The organism is Stappia sediminis (assembly GCF_009826895.1).
Classification (GTDB): Bacteria; Pseudomonadota; Alphaproteobacteria; order Rhizobiales; family Stappiaceae; genus Hongsoonwoonella; species Hongsoonwoonella sediminis.
This window is the reverse complement of the sequence record NZ_WUMV01000007.1, coordinates 368,976-389,252: the sequence shown is the minus strand read 5'-3', so window position 1 is coordinate 389,252 and position 20,277 is coordinate 368,976. Positions and strand designations below refer to the sequence as shown.

The window sequence follows — 20,277 nt, the reverse complement described above, 5'->3', positions numbered from 1 at the left end:
ATGCTCGCCCAGGAACTCATCCGGAAAAAACGTGACGGCGGCACTTTGACGGGCGAGGAGATCGCCTTCTTCGTCAAGGGCCTTTCGGACGGTTCGGTCAGCGAAGGGCAGGTTTCAGCCCTTGCCATGGCCGTCTTCTTCAAGGGGCTTTCGCTGGACGAGCGCGTGGCGCTGACACTTGCCATGCGCGATTCCGGTTCGGTGCTCGACTGGTCGGACCTCGGCAAGCCCGTCGTCGACAAGCATTCGACGGGCGGTGTCGGCGACAATGTCTCGCTCATGCTCGCACCTGCCCTTGCCGCCTGCGGCGTCGCCGTGCCGATGATCTCGGGCCGTGGCCTCGGCCATACGGGCGGCACGCTCGACAAGTTCGATTCCATCCCCGGCTACAAGACCCAGCCGGACAACGCGCTTTTTCGTGACGTGGTGAAGGATGTCGGCTGCGCCATCATTGGGCAGACGAGCGACCTTGCCCCCGCCGACAAGCGGTTTTACGCGATCCGCGATGTCACCGGCACCGTCGAAAGCCTCGACCTCATCACGGCTTCGATCCTGTCGAAAAAGCTTGCCGCCGGTCTTCAGGCGCTCGTGCTTGATGTGAAATGGGGCACGGGCGCCTTCATGGGCACCTTCGAGGAAGCGAAAGGCCTTGCCGAAAGCCTCGTGACGGTCGCCAATGGCGCCGGTTGCCCGACGACGGCACTCCTTACCGACATGAACGAGCCGCTTGCGTCCGCCGCCGGCAATGCGGTCGAGGTCAAGAACGCTGTCGATTTTCTGACCGGCAAGGAGATCGACAACCGCCTTTTCGATGTCACGGTCGCGCTCGGTGGAGAGGTGCTGGCAACCTGCGGTCTTGCCGCTTCTGCGGACGAAGGCAATGCGTTGATGCGTTCTGCCTTCGAAAGCGGGCGTGCGGCGGAAGTTTTCGCGAAAATGGTCGCCGGTCTGGGTGGCCCTTCGGATTTCATGGAGAAGCCGGCTCACTATCTTCCCAGGTCTGTGGTGGAGCGCGCCGTCTATCCGAAAGAGCCGGGCACGGTGACGGCGGTCGATACGCGCGCCGTCGGCGTGGCGGTGATCGAGCTTGGCGGCGGGCGCAGGCGCGCGGAAGATGTCATAGATCCGTCGGTCGGCTTCACGCATCTGGCCGGCGTCGGTCATTTCGTCGACAGCGACTCGCCGCTCGCCATCGTTCATGCGGCGGATGAAGGCGCTGCCATGCGCGCGGGTGAAGCGCTTCTTGCCGCCTATGAGGTAGGTGAAGCGCGCGACGTGCCGGACAGGCCGGTAATTGCGGGACGGATCGCGCCTTGAACAAGGCGTCTAAGAGAGCGCTGCCGACGATAAAGACGAATTGAGAGGAACGATTAGCATGCCTCGTGCCATACTTTGCGTGCTGGACAGTTTCGGGATCGGCGGTGCCGAGGATGCCGCGCGTTTCGGCGATGCCGGGGCCGATACGCTCGGGCATATCGCGCGCGCTTGCGCCGCCGGCGAGGCGGACCGCGAAGGTCTTCGTTCCGGCCCGTTGCGGCTTCCCGTCCTGGATAGGCTCGGCCTTGGCCGCGCGGCGGAACTCTCCACCGGCACGCGGCCTGAAGGGCTGGATTTCGAAGAAGAGCCCGGCGGCCTATGGGGCTACGGCATCGAGACCTCGCGCGGCAAGGATACGCCGTCGGGACACTGGGAAATCGCGGGCGTTCCGGTCGATTTCGACTGGGGCTATTTCCCGAACGAAGTGCCCAGCTTCCCGGAAGACCTTACCAGGGCGATCATCGAGCGCGGCGACCTGCCCGGCATTCTCGGCAATAAACATGCCTCGGGCACGGTCATCATCCAGGAACTGGGCGAGGAGCACATCAAGACAGGCAAGCCCATCTGCTATACCTCGGCTGACAGCGTGTTCCAGATCGCCGCCCATGAGGAGCATTTCGGGCTGGAACGGCTCTACAAGCTTTGCGAGATCGTGCGCGAACTGGTCGATCCGCTCAACATCGGTCGGGTCATCGCGCGCCCCTTCGTCGGCGAAACGGCGGAGGATTTCGAGCGCACGGCCAACCGGCGCGACTATTCGGTCCTGCCGCCGGAGCCGACGGTTCTCGACAGGCTCGCCGCAGACGGGCGGCGCGTCTTCGGCATCGGCAAGATCTCGGATATCTTCGCCCATCAGGGTGTCACCGACGTTTTGAAGGGGGCGGGCAACGACGAACTGTTCGACCGCACGCTGGAGGCTATCGAAAAGGCGGAGGATGGCAATCTCGTCTTCGCCAATTTCATCGACTTCGATTCCCTGTACGGTCATAGGCGGGATGTCGCAGGTTACGCCGCCGCGCTCGAAGCCTTCGACGCGCGATTGCCGGAGATGATGGAACGGTTGCGCGAGGGCGACCTTCTCATCCTCACCGCCGATCACGGCTGCGATCCCACATGGCCGGGCACGGATCATACGCGCGAGCATGTGCCGATCCTGTGCTGGGGCCCCGAAGTCGCGCCTCGGCCCATCGGCGGGCGGCCGACATTCGCCGATATTGGCGAGACGATCGCCATACACCTCGGTATCGCGCCGGGGCCGAACGGTGCATCCTTCAGGTAGGACGTCTGATGTCCGTAAACCAGATCGAAGTCGTCGACATGCACACGGGCGGAGAGCCCTTGCGCATCATCAAGAGCGGTTATCCGCCGGTCGAAGGCGATACGATCCTGGAAAAGCGACGCTTTGTTCGCGACCGTCTGGACCATCTTCGCCAGTTCCTCATGTTCGAGCCGCGCGGGCATACGGATATGTACGGCGCTCTTCTGGTCGAGCCGTCGGACCCGCAAGCCGATCTCGCCGTGCTTTTCATGCACAACGAGGGCTATTCCACGATGTGCGGCCATGCCGTCATCGCGCTCGGGCGCTATGCGGTCGAAACGGGCCTCGTCCCCGCGGTCGAGGGGGAGACGATCGTCAGGATCGAATGTCCCTGCGGCCTCGTCACCGCACATGTTTCGGTCGAAAAGGGCCGTGCCGGCGATGTCTGGTTCTCCTCCGTTCCCGCTTTCCTGATCGAGCGGGACATCCTAGTCGACGTTCCAGGGTGCGGGGATATCTTGTGCGACATCGCCTATGGAGGTGCGGTCTACGCTCTCGTTCCGGCTGACGCAGCGGGACTTGAAATTGGAAAATCTCCCGTAGCGGAATTCATTTCGACGGCAAACCGGCTGGTCGAGCGTGTGAACGCCACGACGGATTTCTCAGGAACCTTGGGTGGCGACCTTGGATTTCTTTACGGCGCGATTTTCACCGACCTCATCGCCCCCTCGAAAGATGCCTTGACGCGCAATATTTGCGTCTTCGCCGAGGGCCAGGTCGACCGCTCTCCGACCGGCTCCGGCGTGACCGCGCGCCTTGCCGCCGCTCATGCGCGGGGTCTTGTTGCCATCGGCGAGCGTTGCACCTTCGAGAGTGTCACAGGCTCGCGCTTCTGGGGAGAAGTCGAAGGCGAAACCGCCTTCAATGGCCGCAGTGCGGTCACCGTGCGCGTCGGCGGGCGGGCATATTTCTCAGGCGAATCGCGCTTTTGGCTTGAACCGGAGGATGATCTCGGGCGAGGTTTCCTCGTTCGCTGAAAGGTTCGCAACCCGAAAACGCGAAGGCGCCCAGCATGCAGGCAAGATCGTTCGAAGCGACTGTGGATGGCCGGCTTACCGGCGAGATGAAACAGGCCTATGCCGAGGATGGTTTTTTGGTCCTGAAGGGCTACAAATCTCCGCGAGACTGCGATCGTCTCCGCCAGCGCATGGTGGAACTCATTGACGGTTTTGATGTTTCCGACCATGCGTCGATCTTCGAGACGGGCAGCCAGAGCCACGCGAAGGACGATTATTTCCGCGAAAGCGGGGACAAGATCCGCTTCTTCTTCGAGGAAGGCGCGTTCGATTCGCAGGGCAACCTGGTCAGGGAAAAGCATCAGTCGCTCAACAAGGTCGGTCACGCTCTTCACGATCTCGATCCTGTATTCGAAGCGTTCTCGCGCGACGAGAAACTTGAAAATACCGCCAGGGACCTCGGTCTTTCCAATCCCGTACTCGCCCAGTCGATGTATATCTTCAAGCCGCCGCATATTGGCGGCGAGGTCAACTGCCATCAGGATTCGACGTTTCTTCATACCGAGCCCATAACGTGCATCGGCTTCTGGTTTGCACTTGAGGATGCGGACGAGACGAACGGCGGTCTCTACGGCATTGCGGGCGGTCATCTCGGCCCGCTGCGCCAGCGTTTCCGCGATGCCGGCGGTTCGCTCACCATGCAAACCCTTGATGAAACTGCGTTTTCCGGCGAAGATGCGGCACTTGTCGCGCCGAAGGGCACGCTCGTCGTCCTGCATGGCCTCGTTCCGCACAAGTCCGCGCCCAATCGCTCGGCCCGCTCGCGTCACGCCTATGCGCTTCATATTGTCGACGCTGCGGCAAAATGGTCCGAAGACAACTGGCTGAAGCGCGCGCCGGACATGCCCATGCGCGGATTTTCCAGGCCAGTGCGATGACCCGGCACGTCGTTCCCAAGGCCGAGCTTCACGTCCACATTGAAGGGGCTGCGCCGCCCGACCTCGTGCGCAGGCTCGCCACCCGGCATGATATTGATCTGTCTGGTGTTTTCGACCGAACGGGGCACTATTCCTGGGACGATTTCTCGTCTTTTCTGAATGCCTACGACCGTGCGTCGCAGGTGTTTCGCACGCCGGAAGATTACGCGGCGCTTTCGGAAAGTTACTACCGCATGCTCGCGGCGGAGGGTGTGATCTACGCGGAAATCACCATCTCGCCGGATCATGCCGCCGCCAACGGTCTTTCCTACGCCGATTATGTTTCGGGCCTGGCCGAAGGAATGGAGCGGGCGAAGGCCGAAACCGGCATCGAGGGACGGATGATCGCCGTTGGCGTGCGCCATTTCGGGGCGCGGGCGGTCGAGCAGGTCGTAACCCAGGTGCTCGCTCATTCTCATCCTCTGGTGACCGGCTTCGGCCTTGCAGGCGATGAGCGTGAGGGCCATCCGGCCAATTTCGCAAGCGCCTTTCGCCAGGCAGCGGAAGGCGGTCTCGGCCTGACCGCGCATGCCGGCGAAATCGGCGGGCCGGAGAGCGTTACGGCTGCGCTCGACTTTCTGCGTGTCAAACGGATCGGCCATGGTGTGAAGGCTATCGAAGATAAGGCGCTTGTCGAGCGGATTGCGGAAGAAGGCGTTGTTCTGGAGGTGTGCCCGGGATCGAATATCGCGCTTGGGCTATATTCGAACCTGCGTTTTCATCCGGTCAATCTCCTTCGCCGCGCGGGCTGCCGGATCACGCTGAATTCCGACGATCCGCCGTTCTTCAGGACGACCGTCGGCCACGAATATCGCTCTTGCGCCCAGACGTTCGGCTGGAGCGAGGCCGATCAGCTTGCGATCACGAAAACCGCGATCGAGGCCGCCTTCTGCGACAAGGCCACGAAGGAGCGTCTCTTGAAGCGGCTTGCCGATCCTGGAGCCGTGGATTACTCGCTCTGACGGTTTGGCCGTTCCTTAGGTGGAAATCGCCAGGTTTGAGCAGTCGCGCGCTTGACGAAGCCGGCGTTTCGGGGCTGTTGATGTCCTGAACAATCGACAGCGGCAAAAACACCACGCGAGGCAGACCATGGCAGGCGCAACCGTCATCAATCATCCGCTCGTGCAGCACAAGCTCACCCACATGCGGATGAAGGAAACCTCGACGCAAGGTTTCCGCAGGCTTCTGCGGGAAATCTCCGTTCTTCTGACCTATGAGGTGACGCGCGACCTGCCGATAACCTCGATCGGGATCGAAACCCCGCTGCAGCCGATGGATGCGCCGATCATCGAGGGCAAGAAGCTGGTTTTCGCCTCCGTCCTTCGCGCCGGCAACGGTCTGCTTGAGGGCATGCTGGAGCTTGTGCCGGCCGCTCGTGTCGCCCACATCGGCCTTTACCGCGATCCGGAAACGCTGAAACCGGTCGAATATTACTTCAAGGCGCCGGAAGATCTTTCGGAGCGGCTTGTCGTCGTGGTGGACCCGATGCTGGCAACCGCCAATTCGGCGATTGCCGCCGTCCAGCGCCTGAAGGACAGGGGCGCGACGAACCTGCGCTTCCTGTGCCTTCTTGCCGCGCCCGAGGGCGTTGCGAAATTCGAGTCCGCCCATCCGGACGTGCCGATCTTCACGGCGGCGATCGACGAAAAGCTCAACGATCACGGTTACATCATGCCGGGTCTCGGCGATGCGGGCGATCGCATGTACGGCACGAAATAAACTCCGTTCCCGGGATCTGGCGAATGAGCGGCGTTGCCAGGGTCTTGGCGGCGCCGCTTTTATGATATAATTCGGTATCGAAAATAAATACGCCGGAGATTGGGGAACGCCATGGCAGCAGGAGCAATCTATCCGAGTCTGAAAGGCCGCGCGGTGCTTGTCACGGGCGGGGGAAGCGGCATTGGCGCCTCGATCGTTCGCCATTTCGCGGAGCAGGGCTCGAAGGTCGGCTTCATCGACATCGCCGAAGAACCTTCGAATGCGCTCGCCGCGGAACTGCGCGAAGCAGGGCACGGCGTTCATTTCGAAAAGGCCGACCTCACCGACATTTCGGCGACGGAAGCAGCGGTTTCCCGGCTCAGGAAGGATATCGGCCCCATCACGGTCCTCGTCAACAACGCCGCCCATGACGAGCGCCACACGCTTGAGGAAGTAACGCCCGAATATTGGGACGAGCGCGTCAACATCAACCTCAAGCACCAGTTCTTCGTGTCGAAGGCCGTGGTGCCGGACATGAAGGCTGAAGGGCATGGCTCGATCATCAACATGGGATCGATCTCCTGGATGATCGGCCAGGGCGGTATGGCGGGCTACACGGCCTCGAAATCGGCCGTCGTGGGGCTCACGCGTTCGCTTGCCCGCGACCTCGGCCCCTTCAACATCCGCGTCAATTCCATTGCTCCGGGCTGGATCATGACGGAGCGCCAGAAGGAGCTCTGGCTCGATGAAAAAGGCGAGCAGGAGATCATGGCGCGCCAATGCCTGAAGAGAAAGCTGGAACCAGCGGATATCGCGCGTGTCGTCCTGTTCTTCTCGTCCGACGAAGCCTCCGCCTGCACCAACCAGACATATATCGTCGACGGCGGCTGGATTTGAACGTTTAACGACAATTTTCCTTGCCGTTCGCCGGTGTGTGAAACACCTTCTCCTTCAAGGGAAACGGGAAGGGGAAGGCAAGTGATCGTCGTATTCGGTTCGATCAATCTCGATCTGGTGGTTTCGGTTCCACGTCTGCCTCGGGCCGGCGAGACGGTGGTCGGCCCGGATCATCAGGTGTTTCCGGGCGGAAAAGGGGCAAACCAGGCGCTGGCGGCCCGCCTTGCGGGCGGCGAGGTCCGGATGATCGGGGCGGTCGGTACGGATGATTTCGCCAAGGCCGCCCTTTCGAATCTCGAGAAAGCGGGCGTCGAACTTGAGCATGTTCGAAGGCTCACCGGCTCCACCGGTCTTGCGATGATCGGTGTGGATGAAGGCGGCGAGAACCTCATCATGTGCGCAAGCGGGGTGAATTCCCGCGTGGCTGCAGAATGGCTGGACGGCGTGCTTGAAAAGGACGACCTGCTCGTCCTGCAGCGCGAGCTTGCCGTGGAACCGATAGCCCGGGCGGTCGAAAAGGCGCGTGCCGTCGGCGCGCTTGTGCTTTTGAATGCGGCTCCCTCCGGCGGCGAGGGGCTGTCGCGGCTGATCGACCGGGTGGACGTTCTCGTCGCCAACGAGGCGGAAGCGGGTGAAATCGCCGCAGATCTCGGCGTTGCCGACACGGAATCGCCGCACGCCGCCTTGATGGCGCTTTCCGCGCCGGAGAGGCTGACGGTCATCACGCTTGGATCGCGCGGGCTTATCGCCCGCCATCAGAATACGATCTGGCGGGTTTCGGCGCCGATGATTTCCGTCGTCGATACGACAGGTGCGGGAGATGCCTTCGTCGGCGGGCTTGCCGCAGCTCTCGCTCGCGGAACGGATATTGCGCGCGCGCTCAAGGAAGGCGCGGCGGCCGGTGCCCTTGCCTGTACCGCCACGGGCGCCCAGTCGAGCTCGCCGGAAGAAAGCATGATCCAGGCACTGGCCAGCCGGCTGTCCGCGGTCGGTGAAAAGATCTGACGCTGCCAGTAGCGGATCCTTAACGATAGATTGAATTACGCGCGCGCCCTTCACGACTTTGAAGGGCCGACTGCCTAATATTGTCGCTGCGTTACTTTCAGGTCGTCATCAGGTCGTAGGGCGGAAGGCAGTTTATGTGGCGGTATCTCGTCGTTCTTGTGGGGGTGCTGGGCTTCGCGGTTGTGGGGCCGGACATCGCGCGCAAGATCATCGCTTCGCCGCAGGTTTCCGATGCCGTGTCCGCTCGTCAGGAACGGGCGGAAAGTCCGCGAAAGCCGGCCGGGGGAATACGCACGCTTGTACTCGATGCAAGCTCCAACGGGCATTACTTCACGACTGTCTGGATCAACGGACGCGCGGTCGACGCCGTTATCGACACGGGCGCGACCACGATCGCCATCCCTGAAAAGATCGCCGCTGCATCGGGCGTGATCCCGCGCGCGTCGGACTATACGGCGCGCACGCGAACGGCGAATGGCATCGTGCGGGCCGCACCTGTCGATCTTCGGGAAGTGCGCCTGGGCAGCATCCGGCTGAGGAACGTCAGGGCGATGGTGCTGCCGGATGGCGCCCTGGGTATCACGCTGATCGGCATGACGGCCCTGTCCAAGCTTTCGACGATCGATATCCGCGATGGCAGGATGCGCCTTGTGCAATAAGCCTTCGTATTGGCCTGGTTTGCCAAGTTCGCCTTGACCTTGACTGGATAGCGGGGCACGTCTTCACGAACCGTGAAAGCCCGACGTCAAAAGACAAGCCGATGAAAACCGTATTTTCGCCCGTCCAGCTCGCCCACGACCCCAAGCATGAAATCTCCGACGGCATGCTCAAGCCCGCGGTCGAGATCCCCTCGCGTGCGGAAATCGTGCGTGCGCGCATCCTGGAGACCGGCTTCGGCGACGTCCTGCCGCCGGACGAATTCGGCCTGGAGCCGATCGCGCGCGTACATGCGGGAGATTACATCGCATTCCTGGAAGGTTTCTGGACGCGCTGGACCAACGCCGGGCGCTCCGGAGAGGCTTTCCCTTTCGTGTGGCCTGTGCGCGAGCTTCGCACAAAACCCGTGCCGGATCATATCGACGGGCTTCTGGGCCGCTATTCCTTCGATGCCGGCACGCCACTTGGCGAGGAAACGTGGGTCGCGGCGCGTGCCAGCGCAGACACGGCCTTGACGGCGGCGCGCCTCGTCGCCGGAGGGGACAGGGCGGCATTCGCGCTGTGCCGCCCGCCCGGACACCACGCGCATGCGGATTTCTACGGCGGCTATTGTTTTTTGAACAACGCCGCGATCGCCGCCCAATACCTGCGTGATGCGGGTGCGGACCGCGTGGCGGTGCTGGACGTCGACTATCACCATGGCAACGGCACCCAGGCGATTTTCTATGATCGCGCGGATGTGCTGTTCCTTTCCCTCCATGCCGACCCGATAGAGGAGTTTCCCTATTTCCTCGGTCATGCGGACGAGACGGGCGAAGGCGCGGGTGAAGGGTTCAACGCGAATTTCCCCCTGGCGCTCGGCACCGATTGGCCGGCCTTCTCGCGTGCGCTCGATGCGGCGCTCGAGCGGGTCGCGGAATTTTCGCCGGACACGCTCGTCGTCTCGCTTGGCCTCGATACATACGAGCGCGATCCGATCTCGAAATTCCGTTTGAAGAGCGAGGAATTTCTGGCGCTCGGCGCAAGGCTTGAAAAAGCGGGATTGCCGACCGTCTTCGTGATGGAAGGCGGCTACGCGGTGGATGCGCTTGGCGTCAATTGCGTCAACGTGCTTTCCGGCTTCGAGGGCGCTTGAGGAATTCTCACTTCGCGGCAACCGGGAAGCCGAGCGAGACAAGGTCACGGCGCAGCGTATCCGCGTCGCGGAAGTGGTGCGCGTGCATTCCCGCTGCCCGTGCCCCTTCCACGTTTTTCAGGCTGTCGTCGATGAAGATCGTCCGGGCGGGGTCGAGCGAATTGCGCTCGAACAGGATTTCGAAGATCCGCGGCTCCGGCTTCAGGCAGCCTTCGTGGGCCGATACCACGGTGTCGATGAAGGAAGTATCGAGGAAGGGGAATCGCTTGCGCGCCTCGATGAATTTCTCCCTAGAGAAATTGGTGATCGCGTAAAGCGGGACGCCGGCTTCCTTCAGCTCGCCGAGCAGGGCGGGCGTTCCGTGCACTTCGCCGGGCACCATGTCGTGCCAGCCGGTGTCATAGGCGCGGATTTCCGCTTCGAATTCGGGAAAGAGCGCCACACGCTCCGCTATCGCCTCGGCGAAGCTGCGCCCGCGGTCCTGCTCCAGGTTCCATGCGTCGGTACAGACTTCGGAGAGGAAGTTTTCCATCGCCGCCTCATTGTCGAAGACCTTCCTGTACAGATTGCGCGGGTCCCATTCGATCAGAACGTTGCCGACGTCAAAGACGACGATATCCGGCATGATTTCGGGGCTTTTTCCGTGCGATACTGTCATGGACGGTCTCCGAATTGATTCGATGCGATCTTTATGCTGCGAATAGCACGATTGTTGAGACATTTATCGTGGCATCACGGCGTGGTGGCCGTATTCGGGTCACTTTGCCTTACGCTCTGTTTCAGCTTGGCTTTTATCTCCGCGGCCGCGGCCCAGGCAAGCGACGACGAACTGCCATTGCGGCCGGACGAATTCGATGCCGAAACCGGGCCGGAATTTTATGAAGAAGATTATCCGCAAGAGTATTTCGTTCCGCTGCCCGATGACTATGACGCCCCATGGCCCGACGCCTCGCAGGGAGCGCTTGACGGGCGGTTCGATGGCGAAATGCTCAAGCTCCTGCCGTCATTGCGCTACGGCATCGTCATAAGGAACGCGAACGATCCCGACCGCGCGGCCTTTCGCCTGCTTGAGCCTTACCGCGCAAGCCTTGAAACGGCTCTCGGCATTCCCGTCAATCTCGTCGCCTACGCCGATTTGTCGTCCCTTCAGGACGCGCTCGTGACAGGCAAAGTGGATTATGCGGAACTTTCCGCTTCCGCCTTCGCGCAGGCCTGGAAGCGCTGCGGCTGCGTGGAACCTCTGGCGGTGCCGGCCGCTCGTGGAGGAGAGAGCGCTTACCGGGCGGCGCTGATCGTTGCCAACGGAAGCGCGTATGTAACGCTTGAAGATCTCAAGGGCGCGAAACTCGGCATCGGCGCGGAAGGGTCGACCACCACCCGGCGCCTGCCGTTCTTCGCCTTTCGCCAGATCGGCATGGACCCGCAAAAGCATTTCGGCGAACTGGTCGAGGTCGACGGCCCGCTCGACGGGGCGAAGCGCGTCATGATCGGCATACTCGACGCGACGCTCGGCTGGACCGGAGAGGGCGATGAGGTAAGCGATGGCGGTCGCGGCACGGTCGCGGAGATGGAGGCGGGACGGCTCATGGAGCCCGGCTCCTTGCGTATCATCTGGCGTTCGGAACCGATACCGAATGCGCCGCACGTGGTCAGGCGTTCGCTCGCCGACAAGATCAAGCACAGGCTGAAGGTGCATCTTCTGGCGCTCGACGTCGAGGATCCTTCCGCGTTTTTCGCGATCGCCCCAAGGCAGAGCCCAGGCTTCGTTCCCATCGGCGTGGAGGCGTTCGAACCGCTTGCGAACACATTCGACAACCGGTTCTCCGCGCTCGGCGGCAAGGCGGGAAACATGAAGCCTCTGTCCGGTGCGGAAAAGTGAAGTTCGGTTCGCCTCTCACGCAGTTAATAGCTTCGCCGTATGCCCTGCGATCATCCGCTCTTCATCGGTCGGCACGGCAAGCACCTTGACCCTGGAGCCTTGGGCGGAAATCCGCATGCGGTTTTCGCCGTTCGCCTGATTGTCCAACTCGACGCCGAGCCAGCCCATATCCCGGCAGACAAGCTCACGGATACGGACGGAATTCTCGCCGATACCGCCGGTAAAGACGAGACCGTCCAGCCCTGCGAGCACCGCGGCCATCGCGCCGATCTCGCGGCGGATACGGAAGACGAAATAGTCGATCGCCTCGGCTGCATGCGGATCCGGGGAGCTTTCAAGCTCACGCATGTCGCTTGAGACGCCGGAGAGGCCCTTCAGCCCCGATTGTTTGTAGAGAAGATCGGAGATTTCCCCGGCCGTCATCTTCCGTGCCTGCATGAGATAAAGCACGACGCCGGGATCGAGCTGGCCGCAGCGGGTGCCCATCGGCAGGCCGTCGAGCGCGGAAAAGCCCATCGTCGAGCCCACGCTTTTGCCCGCCTCGATCGCGCAGAGCGATGCACCGTTGCCCAGATGAGCGACGACGATACGCTTGTCGGCAATATCGGGCGCCACTTCGCAGAGCTTCTTGACGATGAATTCATAGGAAAGCCCGTGAAACCCGTAGCGGCGCACGCCCTCCTCGAAATAGCTGCGGGGAAGGGCGAAGGTGTCGTTCACCCAGGGGTGCTTGCGGTGGAAGGCGGTATCGAAGCAGGCGACCTGGGGAACATCCGGCAAGGCGAATTCCGCCGCGCGAATTCCCGCCAGGTTATGGGGCTGGTGCAGAGGTGCGAGCGGGCACAGACGCTCCAGTTCGCCAAGCACGCCATCGTCGATCAGGACGGGTTCGCTATAGGCCGTGCCGCCGTGGACGACCCGGTGGCCGACACCGTCTACCCGAATGTCCGGATATCGCCCGAAAAGATAGGAGAACGCCGCATCCAGTGCCGTGCCGTGGTCGGCGTCGTCGGCAAGCTTGCGCTCTACCCTGCCGTCCCCGCTCAAGGCTTCGGCGATCATGCGCGGTGAGGTGCCGATGCCTTCGATCAGGCCCGAAAGAAACGGTTCGTCTGCGCGAAAAATCTTGAACTTGATGGAGGACGATCCCGAATTCAGGACCAGGATCGTCCGGCCGGCCGCGCTCACGGCTTGTCCTCCTCATTCTGGTGGACCAGCGGTTCGCCGGTCTTCTGCCAGTGGTCGTAAAGAAGCGCCAGAACGCAGGAGCAGAGCCTTGCGCGGTCGTTGTCGGCCCTGCTTGTAAGCATTACCGGTACTTTCGCGCCGGCGACAAGGCCCGCCGCCTCCGCGTGGGCTATGAACGTCAGCTCCTTGGCGAGCATGTTGCCGGCTTCCAGGTTCGGCACGACGAGCGCATCCGCGTGGCCCGCGACGAGGGACGTGATGCCCTTGCTTTTCGCCGCTTGCACGTCGATCGCGTTGTCCATGGCGAGCGGCCCGTCGACGATGCCGCCCTTGATCTGGCCGCGCTCGGCCATCTTCGAAAGCACCGCGGCATCGAGGGTGGAAGGAATGGCGGGGTTGACGGTCTCGATCGCCGACAGGATGCCGACCTTGGGCGTGGCGATGCCCAGCGAGCGCGCGACATCGATGGCGTTCTGGACGATATCGACCTTGGCTTGAAGATCCGGCGAAATGTTGATGGCCGCATCCGAAATGATGACGGGGGAGGCACGGCCTGGAACATCCATGACGAAGCAATGGCTGAGCCGTCGTTTCGTCCTCAAGCCTCCGTCCCGCTTGACGATGTGGCGCAGGAGGTCGTCGGTGTGGAGGTGACCCTTCATGACCGCGCGCACGCGCCCCTCATGCACGAGGGCGACCGCGCGCGCGGCGGCGGCGTCTTCCGGGTCGACGTCGATCAGCTCGAAGGGCGAAAGATCGAGGCCGATCCGGGCGGCGGTGGCCTCTATACGCGAGCGCGAGCCGACGAGCACGGGTTCTATGAGCCCGTCACGGGCCGCCAGCGCCGTTCCGCCGAGCGAATTGGGGTCATCGGGCGCGACGACCGCTGTCGGCAGGGGCGGAAGCGTTTCGGCCGCTTCCAGAAGCCGGTCGAAATGCTGATGGCTCTCGATCAGTATTCCTGGAAGGCTGCTCGCATCGAAAGTGATCGTGCGCTCCGGCGCGGTAACGACCGCATCTCCCTCGGCGATGACGGTGTCGTCTTCGCGTTTGACCCGCGTCGTCAATTCGACGATGCCGTCGCTTTTCTTTGCGGTAACCTTGGCGGAGACCTCAAGCCGGTCGCCGATCCGCGCACGGTCGCGAAAGCTCAATGTCTGCGAGCGGTAAACAGTTCCAGGGCCGGGAAGGACATTGCCGAGGACGGCGGAAATGAGCGCTCCCGCCCACATTGAAGGCGCAATCGGTTCGTCGACCTTGCCGTCGCCCGTCCAGTCCACGTTCGGCAGATGCATCGGATTGACGTTGCCGGAGGCATGGGCGAACACGAAAAGATCGTTGGCTGTAAGCGTGCGGGTAAGCGTCGCGCTGTCGCCTACGGAAATTTCGTCATAAGTCTTGTTTCTGGCCATATTCTTCTCCGGCAGCCGTAAATGGAGCATTCAGATGTTCCATCCGGCATTGCGATAGTGAAGAACGGATACACCATTGTGAAGATTATCCGGTTTTTGACACGAGGAAAGGGATCGGCCCTTGATCTGCATCAGCCGCATGCATGCGAAATATCCTGAGGTGTTCCGGGAAACTCAGGGTCTGTGGAGATCCAGGTTCCGGGCATGGTGCGGGCCGGTAGATTTCCGAACCGATGTATAAAAGAAGAAACCCCCGCCTTAATCCCAAGGCGGGGGTTTCGACTTGTCGATTGCGAACCGGATTCTCAGTTGCAGCAGCGAACTTCGGCGCTCAGGCGGGGCCTGAGGTAGTAGGAATCTTCCAGCGCAATTTCGTTGGTGCCGAAAATGTCCTTGAACAGGTTCGTGAACACCGGCTGATATGTATATGTGCCGTGCGTTACGACAAGAAAGGCGCCTTTTGTCTTTATAAGTTCTGCGGGAAGCTCGATCGGGGGCGGCGCGCCCGTGGCCCAGGAAGAGATGTTCAAGCCTTCGCTCCATGTGACTTCAGGCTGGTTTTCCTCTTCCATGCGCACGCCGGCGACGACGAGCTGAACGCCCTGCTCGGGGTAAGGGTCGAGAATGGCTTCCGCGATATCCATGATCGCCAGCAATTCGGTCCGCGTTACTTCATCTTCCTGGGCTACCAGGTCGGCAACCGAGCTAGAAGTCTGGCTAAGCTTGCGATCGAGCGTCATGGCCGAGTAAAGCTCCGTCATGCCGACCAGAAGCAACAGCATGATGGGCAGTACAAGTGCGAATTCGACCGCAGCCATCCCGCGCCGGTCGGCAGCCAGTTTGCTGCGCAACGCCCTCGCGGCGGAGGCTGGTAGTGAAAACAAAGCACGCATCGTCCCGCCTCCTACTTGCTTGTCCATGGGAAGGGCTCGTTACGGAATATAGACGTCGATACGAGCAGGCGATCTCCGTTGTTCAGGTCGGAGTAGTCCAGTCGCATGAACGCGGTGATGAGGGGCCAGCGGTAGATCACCCGCACGATGATGATGTCGCCCGCCTCTCCGTGGTCGTAGGTGAAATTGTCCTGCAGCTCACCGTTTTGGACCAGGGGGTCGCCGCGGAACTGCGTGAAATCGTCGAGCCTTTCGACATCGACCGACAAACGTTCGGCGGAGAAAGGAATGCCGTAGAGGCGGTCGAGAACCTGCTGCTTGAAGGCGCCGGCGTCGAAGCCGCTTTGCTGTGCCTGTCCGGTGCGTATGAGACGAGAAGCATCGATCGTCGCGTTTTCGAGAAGCTGTCCTGCGAAAAGGGACATGCCCATTTCGAGGATAAAAAGCAGAAGTGTGAAAAAAGGCAGGGCAATGAGGCCGAACTCGACCATCGTGACGCCCCGCCTGTCCGAAGAAATCCGTCCCGCCGCGCGGGCGGCCTTGCGCCAGCGCGATCTAGAGAACCCGTTCCGGATGGATTTCAACATTTCTCCAACCCCCAGCTCCCCGGCGCGGATCAGTTGCCTGCGCCGGCTAGTGCTTCAGCCATTTCATTACGTTTGGACGCCTGTTGCTCCGTCAGGTCGAAAGTATCCTTGTTGTCGCCGACCCTCAGGGTCGGTTCGCAAATCGGGCTGCACGACATGCTGAAGCGCGCGCCATTGCGATGCACGGTGACGAGATCGGTCTCGTTCGGCATGACGGTAATCACCTCGTCGATGATCGGTTCGGCGTCCTTGTCCAGAATGACGAGATTCGTCGTTCCGAAAAGCTTTCCGGTCACCACGACGGTGAAGCGATCGTGCATCGTGACGTCTGCAATCGACGGGTTGCCGACGATGACCGTATCGGCGGGCTTGTCGATCCGGAAAACCTTTGCCCGGTCGGTCATGACCGAAACTCCGCCTTCTTTCGCGATGGCGGGGGTTCCGGTGATGGCGAGCATGGCCACCAGGGCAACAAACGTTGCGGCAGGTCGCGTGACGTTCAGGTTCAAGAACATTTCAGCCTCCAGGCTATGCGAACTGACCGATCTTGCGCAGAACTTGGTGAACGAACCGCTAACGAATGGGTTTGCTTCAATCATTCTGCCGCTCGCCGTGTATATCTCCCGTAAAGAGAGTTGCCGCACTTTTGTTAGTGTTTAATAATCGCCCTCTCGTCACTTATAGAATATATAACAAAAAAATTTCAGCACTACTTCTTATATGCAATCGTAAATGAATAATTTACATGTAAAATTTGAATCATCGAATTATGATACTGTTAACTCTGTTTGAAAAACTGGCAAAACAACTGAAGTTCGACGGTTGAATTAACTTTTTAGCAATTGGCGGTGCGTAACGTTGTCAAAGCTTCGATCGGTCAAAAGAAAACAAGGCCGGCGAGCTAGTGCTGTCAAAACACGTGGAGCTAGGAGCAAACCCATGAAGAATCTTTTCGCACGTTTCGCCAAGGACGAGTCCGGTGCTACCGCCATTGAATATGGCCTGATCGCCGCTCTGATCTCGGTTGCCATCGTCGGTATCCTTGCCACCGTCGGTACGAACCTGACCACCACCTTCACGACGGTGTCCGACGGTCTGCAGTAATAATCGGATGTTTCGCGGTCCGGTTCCTGCTGCGACCGCGGAAATACACGATTTGCGACGGACGGCATCTGCCGTCCGTCTGCATGTCCGGGGGAAGGATACGCTACAGGGGTAAAATCATGATTGAAGCATCGCTCTTGATAGTCTTTCCCTGTCTGGTCGCCTATGCGGCCACTTCCGACCTCTTCACCATGACGATTCCCAATCGGGTCTCGCTGTTGTTGGTTGCCGGTTTCGCGGCTTTGGCGCCCTTCGTTCCTCTCTCGCTGCCGGATGCGGGCTATCACCTGCTTGCCGGGGTGTGCGTTTTCGCGGTCGGGTTCACCCTGTTCGCCTGTGGCTGGATGGGTGGAGGTGACGTAAAGGTCGCTGCGGCCATTGCTTTATGGTTCGGCTTTTCGGAGCCTTTATTCGGCTTTCTGTTTCTTTCGGCGGTCTACGGTGCCGTTTTGACACTGGCCCTGCTTTTATTCCGCAACAAGATTCCGGTGCTTCCGGGCATCGCAAGCGGGCAGTCCTGGCTGGTGCGGCTTCACGACCGCAACACCGGAATACCTTACGGCATAGCCCTTTCTCTGGCGGCTTTGCAGGTTTATCCGGAAACGGTCTGGTTCCAGGCTCTGGTCGCGGCCAGCTGAGCCTGCGTTTTTCTCGGATCGGCCCGTGCCGTCAGGATTCGCGCCCGTTGGCCGGCGGCTTCAGGGCGAACGAAGCACCTCCTGCAAATGCTCTCAGTTGACGTAATAAAGGCGTTGAATTCGGGCGATTATGACCCATTGGTTGTGAGATAAAATGCTTACACCTCTAATCGAGCAATTAATCTTGCATTAATTTTGCTGTTTAGTTTCGGCATTTTGCGCATGAATTAATGGTCATTAAGTATATTCGATCACCGCTTGTTAACCATGTCTTGACCATTTTCCACTCACTGTAATGTCAACAGGTGACCATAGGTGAGCCACATTCGGCTTTCCGGTCCCCGGAACGAGTGGATGAGAGACATGAAGATTGCTCGATTTGCCATCCTCGGTGTTGCGTTGGGTGCTGGCCTTCTGGCGGCGCGGCTCGTGATCAGCAACTCAAGCGCTCCACCCGAAGCGGTGGTCGCCGAAGCGCCGGTGACGGGCGTGGAGCAGGTTCTCGTCGCTTCCCGGGACGTGAAGCTCGGCAGCCAGCTGGCGGCATCCGATCTCACCTGGGCGGAATGGCCGAAGGGCTCGACGCCGGCCGGTTCGATCCTGCGCTCCCAGCAGCCGGACGCCGCGGTCAGCCTTTCCGGGAGGATCGCCCGCGCGCCGCTTTATTCCGGCGAGCCGCTGCGCGAGGAGCGCCTCATTTCCACCGATCGCGGTTTCATGGCGGCAATCCTTCCCAAGGGGCGGCGCGCGATCGCGGTTCCGGTGGAGGCGGTGACGACGGCGGGCGGTTTCATTCTTCCCGGCGACAAGGTCGACCTCATCCTGACACGTGCCCGGAACGGACGCAGCGGCGATGGCTTCACGAGCGAAACCATTCTGGCGAACGTCCGCGTGCTTGCGATCGACACGACCACGGCCGGAGAGCAGGACGAAAAGGCATTGCCGCCGGGACGCACCGCCACTTTGGAACTGTCGCCGGAACAGACGGAAGTCGTCGCCCAGGCGCAGCAGGTCGGCACGATCTCGCTTTCCTTGCGCAGTGCGGCGGATTCCGCGGACGACGCGGATGACAATTTCGTCGGCGGCGGCGTCAACTTCGTCAAGTACGGCCTGACAAGCCAGGCATCGACCCTGAAGTGAATTGAGGCAGGGCGACAGATCACGCCCGGTCAAGGAGACGGACGATGAATTGCAAGCGATGGATTGGCGTCGGATTGATGGCTTTCAGCCTCGCTCTGTCGTTTGCCGGCACCGGACCGGCCGCCGCCGACAGCTCTTATCCCAAGACGGTGAACATTGCCGCGGGCGACCGCATAGCCGAGCGCATATTGCGCGTAGGGGTGGGCCGGTCGGTGGTGATCAACCTTGGCGAAGAGGTTCGTGACGTTCTCGTCTCCGATCCGGAAATCGCCGATGCGGTGGTCAGAACGTCGCGTCGCGTCTTCGTACTCGGCAACAAGGCAGGCCAGGCCAGTCTCTTCCTCTTCGGCGACGGCGGCGTGCAGCTTGCAAACTTCGACCTCTACGTCGACCAGGACACCACCGAACTCAACGCGCTCATACGCCGCGCGATTCCGACGGCGAACATCAGGGCGGATGCGGTCAACGGCAACATCGTTCTTTCGGGCACGGCGAAAAGCACGGGCGACGCGCAGCGCGCGACGGATCTCGCCAGACGCTACGCCAAGCCGGATGAAGGAGGTCAGTCGTCCGTTCTCAACACGGTTTCGGTCGAGGGCAAGGACCAGGTTCACCTGAAGGTCACGGTCGCGGAGGTCGAACGCTCGATCATCAAGCAGTTGGGCGTCAATCTCGCCGGCAGCATCGGCATTGGAAACTATACCGTCGGCTTCAACAACCAGCCCGGCTACACGGTCAACTCGAATGTCGTCAATCGCGGCTCGCTCGGAACGGACTTCCTTGCCGGCGACACGCGGATCGTCGCTGAAATCGAGGCATTGCAGCGTGACGGCGTGATCCGCACTCTCGCGGAGCCGACGCTGACCGCCATATCCGGCGAAAACGCCAGCTTCCTCGCGGGTGGCGAATTCCCGATCCCCGTCTCGCAGGATCAAAGGGAAGTCACGGTTGAATTCAAGAAATTCGGTGTCGGCCTGGATTTCACGCCCGTCGTCCTGAACGAAGGCAACATCAGCCTGCGCGTCAAGACGGAAGTCAGCGAGATCACCCAGGAAGGGGCGGTCAACCTCGGCCTCATCACGATCCCGGCGCTTAAGGTCCGGCGCGCGGAATCGACGGTCGAGCTGCCCTCCGGCGGCACGCTCGTCATGGCGGGCCTTCTGAAGGAAACCTACAAGCAGGACCTGAACGGAGTGCCCGGCCTCATGCAGGTTCCGGTCCTCGGGGCGCTGTTCAAGAGCCGCGACTTCCTGCGCAAGCAGACCGAGCTCGTGGTCTTCGTCACTCCCTATCTGGCAAAGCCGGTCAACCGCAGCAAGCTCGCCCGTCCCGACAAGAATTTCGCTCCGGCCACCGACGCGGCGACGATCTTCCTGAACCGCCTCAACCGCATCTACAGCGTGTCGGGTGCGCCGGCGCCTGAGGGCACCTATCACGGCCAGGTCGGCTACATCTACAAATATTGAGGAATGCGAC

Annotated in this window: 21 protein-coding genes; 15 read left to right on the top strand and 6 right to left on the bottom strand. The window is 61.1% G+C overall.

Features of this window, described 5'->3' with window-relative positions; translation table 11 throughout:
- The 10 genes from deoA (at position 1) to GR183_RS16050 (ending at position 9,960) form a co-directional block, all read left to right on the top strand.
- Entirely contained in the window at positions 1-1,317 is a 1,317-nt protein-coding gene (gene deoA / locus GR183_RS16095; protein WP_160776662.1) for a thymidine phosphorylase, read from the top strand.
- A 58-nt stretch (positions 1,318-1,375) separates the two neighbouring features.
- Positions 1,376-2,596: a phosphopentomutase gene (locus tag GR183_RS16090; protein ID WP_160776661.1), complete on the top strand. Its 1,221-nt coding sequence runs from the start codon at positions 1,376-1,378 to the stop codon at positions 2,594-2,596.
- 8 nt (positions 2,597-2,604) lie between these two features.
- Entirely contained in the window at positions 2,605-3,612 is a 1,008-nt protein-coding gene (locus GR183_RS16085; RefSeq protein ID WP_208999877.1) for a proline racemase family protein, read from the top strand.
- Between the two features lie 35 nt (positions 3,613-3,647).
- Entirely contained in the window at positions 3,648-4,529 is an 882-nt protein-coding gene (locus GR183_RS16080; protein WP_160776660.1) for a phytanoyl-CoA dioxygenase family protein, read from the top strand.
- On the top strand, positions 4,526-5,530 hold the full coding sequence (locus GR183_RS16075) for an adenosine deaminase (protein ID WP_160776659.1): 1,005 nt from the start codon (positions 4,526-4,528) through the stop codon (positions 5,528-5,530). The genes GR183_RS16080 and GR183_RS16075 overlap by 4 nt, the downstream gene beginning before the upstream one ends.
- Positions 5,531-5,657: 127 nt before the next feature.
- The gene (gene upp, locus GR183_RS16070; RefSeq protein ID WP_160776658.1) at positions 5,658-6,287 is read left to right on the top strand and encodes a uracil phosphoribosyltransferase; all 630 of its coding nucleotides are present in this window, start codon (positions 5,658-5,660) and stop codon (positions 6,285-6,287) included.
- Positions 6,288-6,398: 111 nt separating this feature from the next.
- Positions 6,399-7,163: an SDR family NAD(P)-dependent oxidoreductase gene (locus GR183_RS16065; RefSeq protein WP_160776657.1), complete on the top strand. Its 765-nt coding sequence runs from the start codon at positions 6,399-6,401 to the stop codon at positions 7,161-7,163.
- 81 nt (positions 7,164-7,244) lie between these two features.
- The gene (locus GR183_RS16060; RefSeq protein WP_160776656.1) at positions 7,245-8,168 is read left to right on the top strand and encodes a ribokinase; all 924 of its coding nucleotides are present in this window, start codon (positions 7,245-7,247) and stop codon (positions 8,166-8,168) included.
- 134 nt (positions 8,169-8,302) lie between these two features.
- Complete coding sequence (locus tag GR183_RS16055) at positions 8,303-8,827, top strand: retropepsin-like aspartic protease family protein (protein WP_160776655.1); 525 nt, start codon at positions 8,303-8,305, stop codon at positions 8,825-8,827.
- 101 nt (positions 8,828-8,928) lie between these two features.
- Complete coding sequence (locus GR183_RS16050) at positions 8,929-9,960, top strand: histone deacetylase family protein (RefSeq protein ID WP_160776654.1); 1,032 nt, start codon at positions 8,929-8,931, stop codon at positions 9,958-9,960.
- A 7-nt stretch (positions 9,961-9,967) separates the two neighbouring features.
- Here GR183_RS16050 and GR183_RS16045 read toward each other — a convergent pair whose 3' ends face one another.
- Complete coding sequence (locus tag GR183_RS16045) at positions 9,968-10,618, bottom strand: HAD family hydrolase (protein WP_160776653.1); 651 nt, start codon at positions 10,616-10,618, stop codon at positions 9,968-9,970.
- Positions 10,619-10,744: 126 nt separating this feature from the next.
- On the opposite strand from GR183_RS16045, the gene GR183_RS16040 reads away from it, so the two are divergent.
- On the top strand, positions 10,745-11,839 hold the full coding sequence (locus tag GR183_RS16040) for a phosphate/phosphite/phosphonate ABC transporter substrate-binding protein (protein WP_160776652.1): 1,095 nt from the start codon (positions 10,745-10,747) through the stop codon (positions 11,837-11,839).
- Positions 11,840-11,854: 15 nt separating this feature from the next.
- Here the strand turns inward: GR183_RS16040 and GR183_RS16035 are convergent, their stop codons facing one another.
- The 5 genes from GR183_RS16035 to GR183_RS16015 all read right to left on the bottom strand — a co-directional run bounded on the left by GR183_RS16035 (position 11,855) and on the right by GR183_RS16015 (position 16,434).
- Entirely contained in the window at positions 11,855-13,027 is a 1,173-nt protein-coding gene (locus GR183_RS16035) for an acetate/propionate family kinase (protein WP_160776651.1), read from the bottom strand.
- A complete protein-coding gene (locus GR183_RS16030; RefSeq protein ID WP_160776650.1) occupies positions 13,024-14,439 on the bottom strand; it encodes a bifunctional enoyl-CoA hydratase/phosphate acetyltransferase in 1,416 nt (471 codons plus the stop codon). The genes GR183_RS16035 and GR183_RS16030 overlap by 4 nt, the downstream gene beginning before the upstream one ends.
- A 305-nt stretch (positions 14,440-14,744) precedes the next feature.
- On the bottom strand, positions 14,745-15,332 hold the full coding sequence (locus tag GR183_RS16025; protein WP_160776649.1) for a TadE/TadG family type IV pilus assembly protein: 588 nt from the start codon (positions 15,330-15,332) through the stop codon (positions 14,745-14,747).
- An 11-nt stretch (positions 15,333-15,343) separates the two neighbouring features.
- Positions 15,344-15,919, bottom strand: a complete 576-nt coding sequence (locus GR183_RS16020) for a TadE/TadG family type IV pilus assembly protein (RefSeq protein WP_160776648.1) — start codon at positions 15,917-15,919, stop codon at positions 15,344-15,346.
- A 29-nt stretch (positions 15,920-15,948) separates the two neighbouring features.
- Entirely contained in the window at positions 15,949-16,434 is a 486-nt protein-coding gene (locus GR183_RS16015; protein ID WP_202396134.1) for a pilus assembly protein N-terminal domain-containing protein, read from the bottom strand.
- A gap of 424 nt (positions 16,435-16,858) precedes the next feature.
- Between GR183_RS16015 and GR183_RS16010 the strand changes: the two genes are divergently transcribed.
- From GR183_RS16010 to GR183_RS15995, 4 genes are all read left to right on the top strand, one after another.
- Positions 16,859-17,023, top strand: coding sequence for a Flp family type IVb pilin (locus GR183_RS16010; protein WP_160776647.1), 165 nt, complete (start codon positions 16,859-16,861; stop codon positions 17,021-17,023).
- Positions 17,024-17,139: 116 nt separating this feature from the next.
- Positions 17,140-17,661 (top strand): A24 family peptidase, encoded by a 522-nt coding sequence (locus GR183_RS16005; RefSeq protein WP_160776762.1) that lies wholly within the window; start codon positions 17,140-17,142, stop codon positions 17,659-17,661.
- A 363-nt stretch (positions 17,662-18,024) separates the two neighbouring features.
- The gene (cpaB, locus tag GR183_RS16000) at positions 18,025-18,801 is read left to right on the top strand and encodes a Flp pilus assembly protein CpaB (protein ID WP_160776646.1); all 777 of its coding nucleotides are present in this window, start codon (positions 18,025-18,027) and stop codon (positions 18,799-18,801) included.
- Between the two features lie 77 nt (positions 18,802-18,878).
- Positions 18,879-20,267, top strand: coding sequence for a type II and III secretion system protein family protein (locus tag GR183_RS15995; RefSeq protein WP_202396132.1), 1,389 nt, complete (start codon positions 18,879-18,881; stop codon positions 20,265-20,267).
- Positions 20,268-20,277: the final 10 nt, after the last annotated feature.

What these genes read in the sequence shown, in the direction of transcription:
- GR183_RS16015 (WP_202396134.1), bottom strand. Translation starts at nt 16,434, where the DNA reads ATGTTCTTGAACCTGAACGTCACGCGACCTGCCGCAACGTTTGTTGCC.
- GR183_RS16030 (WP_160776650.1), bottom strand. Translation starts at nt 14,439, where the DNA reads ATGGCCAGAAACAAGACTTATGACGAAATTTCCGTAGGCGACAGCGCG.
- GR183_RS16045 (WP_160776653.1), bottom strand. Translation starts at nt 10,618, where the DNA reads ATGACAGTATCGCACGGAAAAAGCCCCGAAATCATGCCGGATATCGTC.
- GR183_RS15995 (WP_202396132.1), top strand. Translation starts at nt 18,879, where the DNA reads ATGGCTTTCAGCCTCGCTCTGTCGTTTGCCGGCACCGGACCGGCCGCC.
- GR183_RS16090 (WP_160776661.1), top strand. Translation starts at nt 1,376, where the DNA reads ATGCCTCGTGCCATACTTTGCGTGCTGGACAGTTTCGGGATCGGCGGT.
- GR183_RS16050 (WP_160776654.1), top strand. Translation starts at nt 8,929, where the DNA reads ATGAAAACCGTATTTTCGCCCGTCCAGCTCGCCCACGACCCCAAGCAT.
- GR183_RS16020 (WP_160776648.1), bottom strand. Translation starts at nt 15,919, where the DNA reads ATGTTGAAATCCATCCGGAACGGGTTCTCTAGATCGCGCTGGCGCAAG.
- deoA (WP_160776662.1), top strand. Translation starts at nt 1, where the DNA reads ATGCTCGCCCAGGAACTCATCCGGAAAAAACGTGACGGCGGCACTTTG.
- upp (WP_160776658.1), top strand. Translation starts at nt 5,658, where the DNA reads ATGGCAGGCGCAACCGTCATCAATCATCCGCTCGTGCAGCACAAGCTC.
- GR183_RS16010 (WP_160776647.1), top strand. Translation starts at nt 16,859, where the DNA reads ATGAAGAATCTTTTCGCACGTTTCGCCAAGGACGAGTCCGGTGCTACC.
- GR183_RS16025 (WP_160776649.1), bottom strand. Translation starts at nt 15,332, where the DNA reads ATGCGTGCTTTGTTTTCACTACCAGCCTCCGCCGCGAGGGCGTTGCGC.
- GR183_RS16080 (WP_160776660.1), top strand. Translation starts at nt 3,648, where the DNA reads ATGCAGGCAAGATCGTTCGAAGCGACTGTGGATGGCCGGCTTACCGGC.
- GR183_RS16055 (WP_160776655.1), top strand. Translation starts at nt 8,303, where the DNA reads ATGTGGCGGTATCTCGTCGTTCTTGTGGGGGTGCTGGGCTTCGCGGTT.
- GR183_RS16065 (WP_160776657.1), top strand. Translation starts at nt 6,399, where the DNA reads ATGGCAGCAGGAGCAATCTATCCGAGTCTGAAAGGCCGCGCGGTGCTT.
- cpaB (WP_160776646.1), top strand. Translation starts at nt 18,025, where the DNA reads ATGAAGATTGCTCGATTTGCCATCCTCGGTGTTGCGTTGGGTGCTGGC.
- GR183_RS16085 (WP_208999877.1), top strand. Translation starts at nt 2,605, where the DNA reads ATGTCCGTAAACCAGATCGAAGTCGTCGACATGCACACGGGCGGAGAG.
- GR183_RS16075 (WP_160776659.1), top strand. Translation starts at nt 4,526, where the DNA reads ATGACCCGGCACGTCGTTCCCAAGGCCGAGCTTCACGTCCACATTGAA.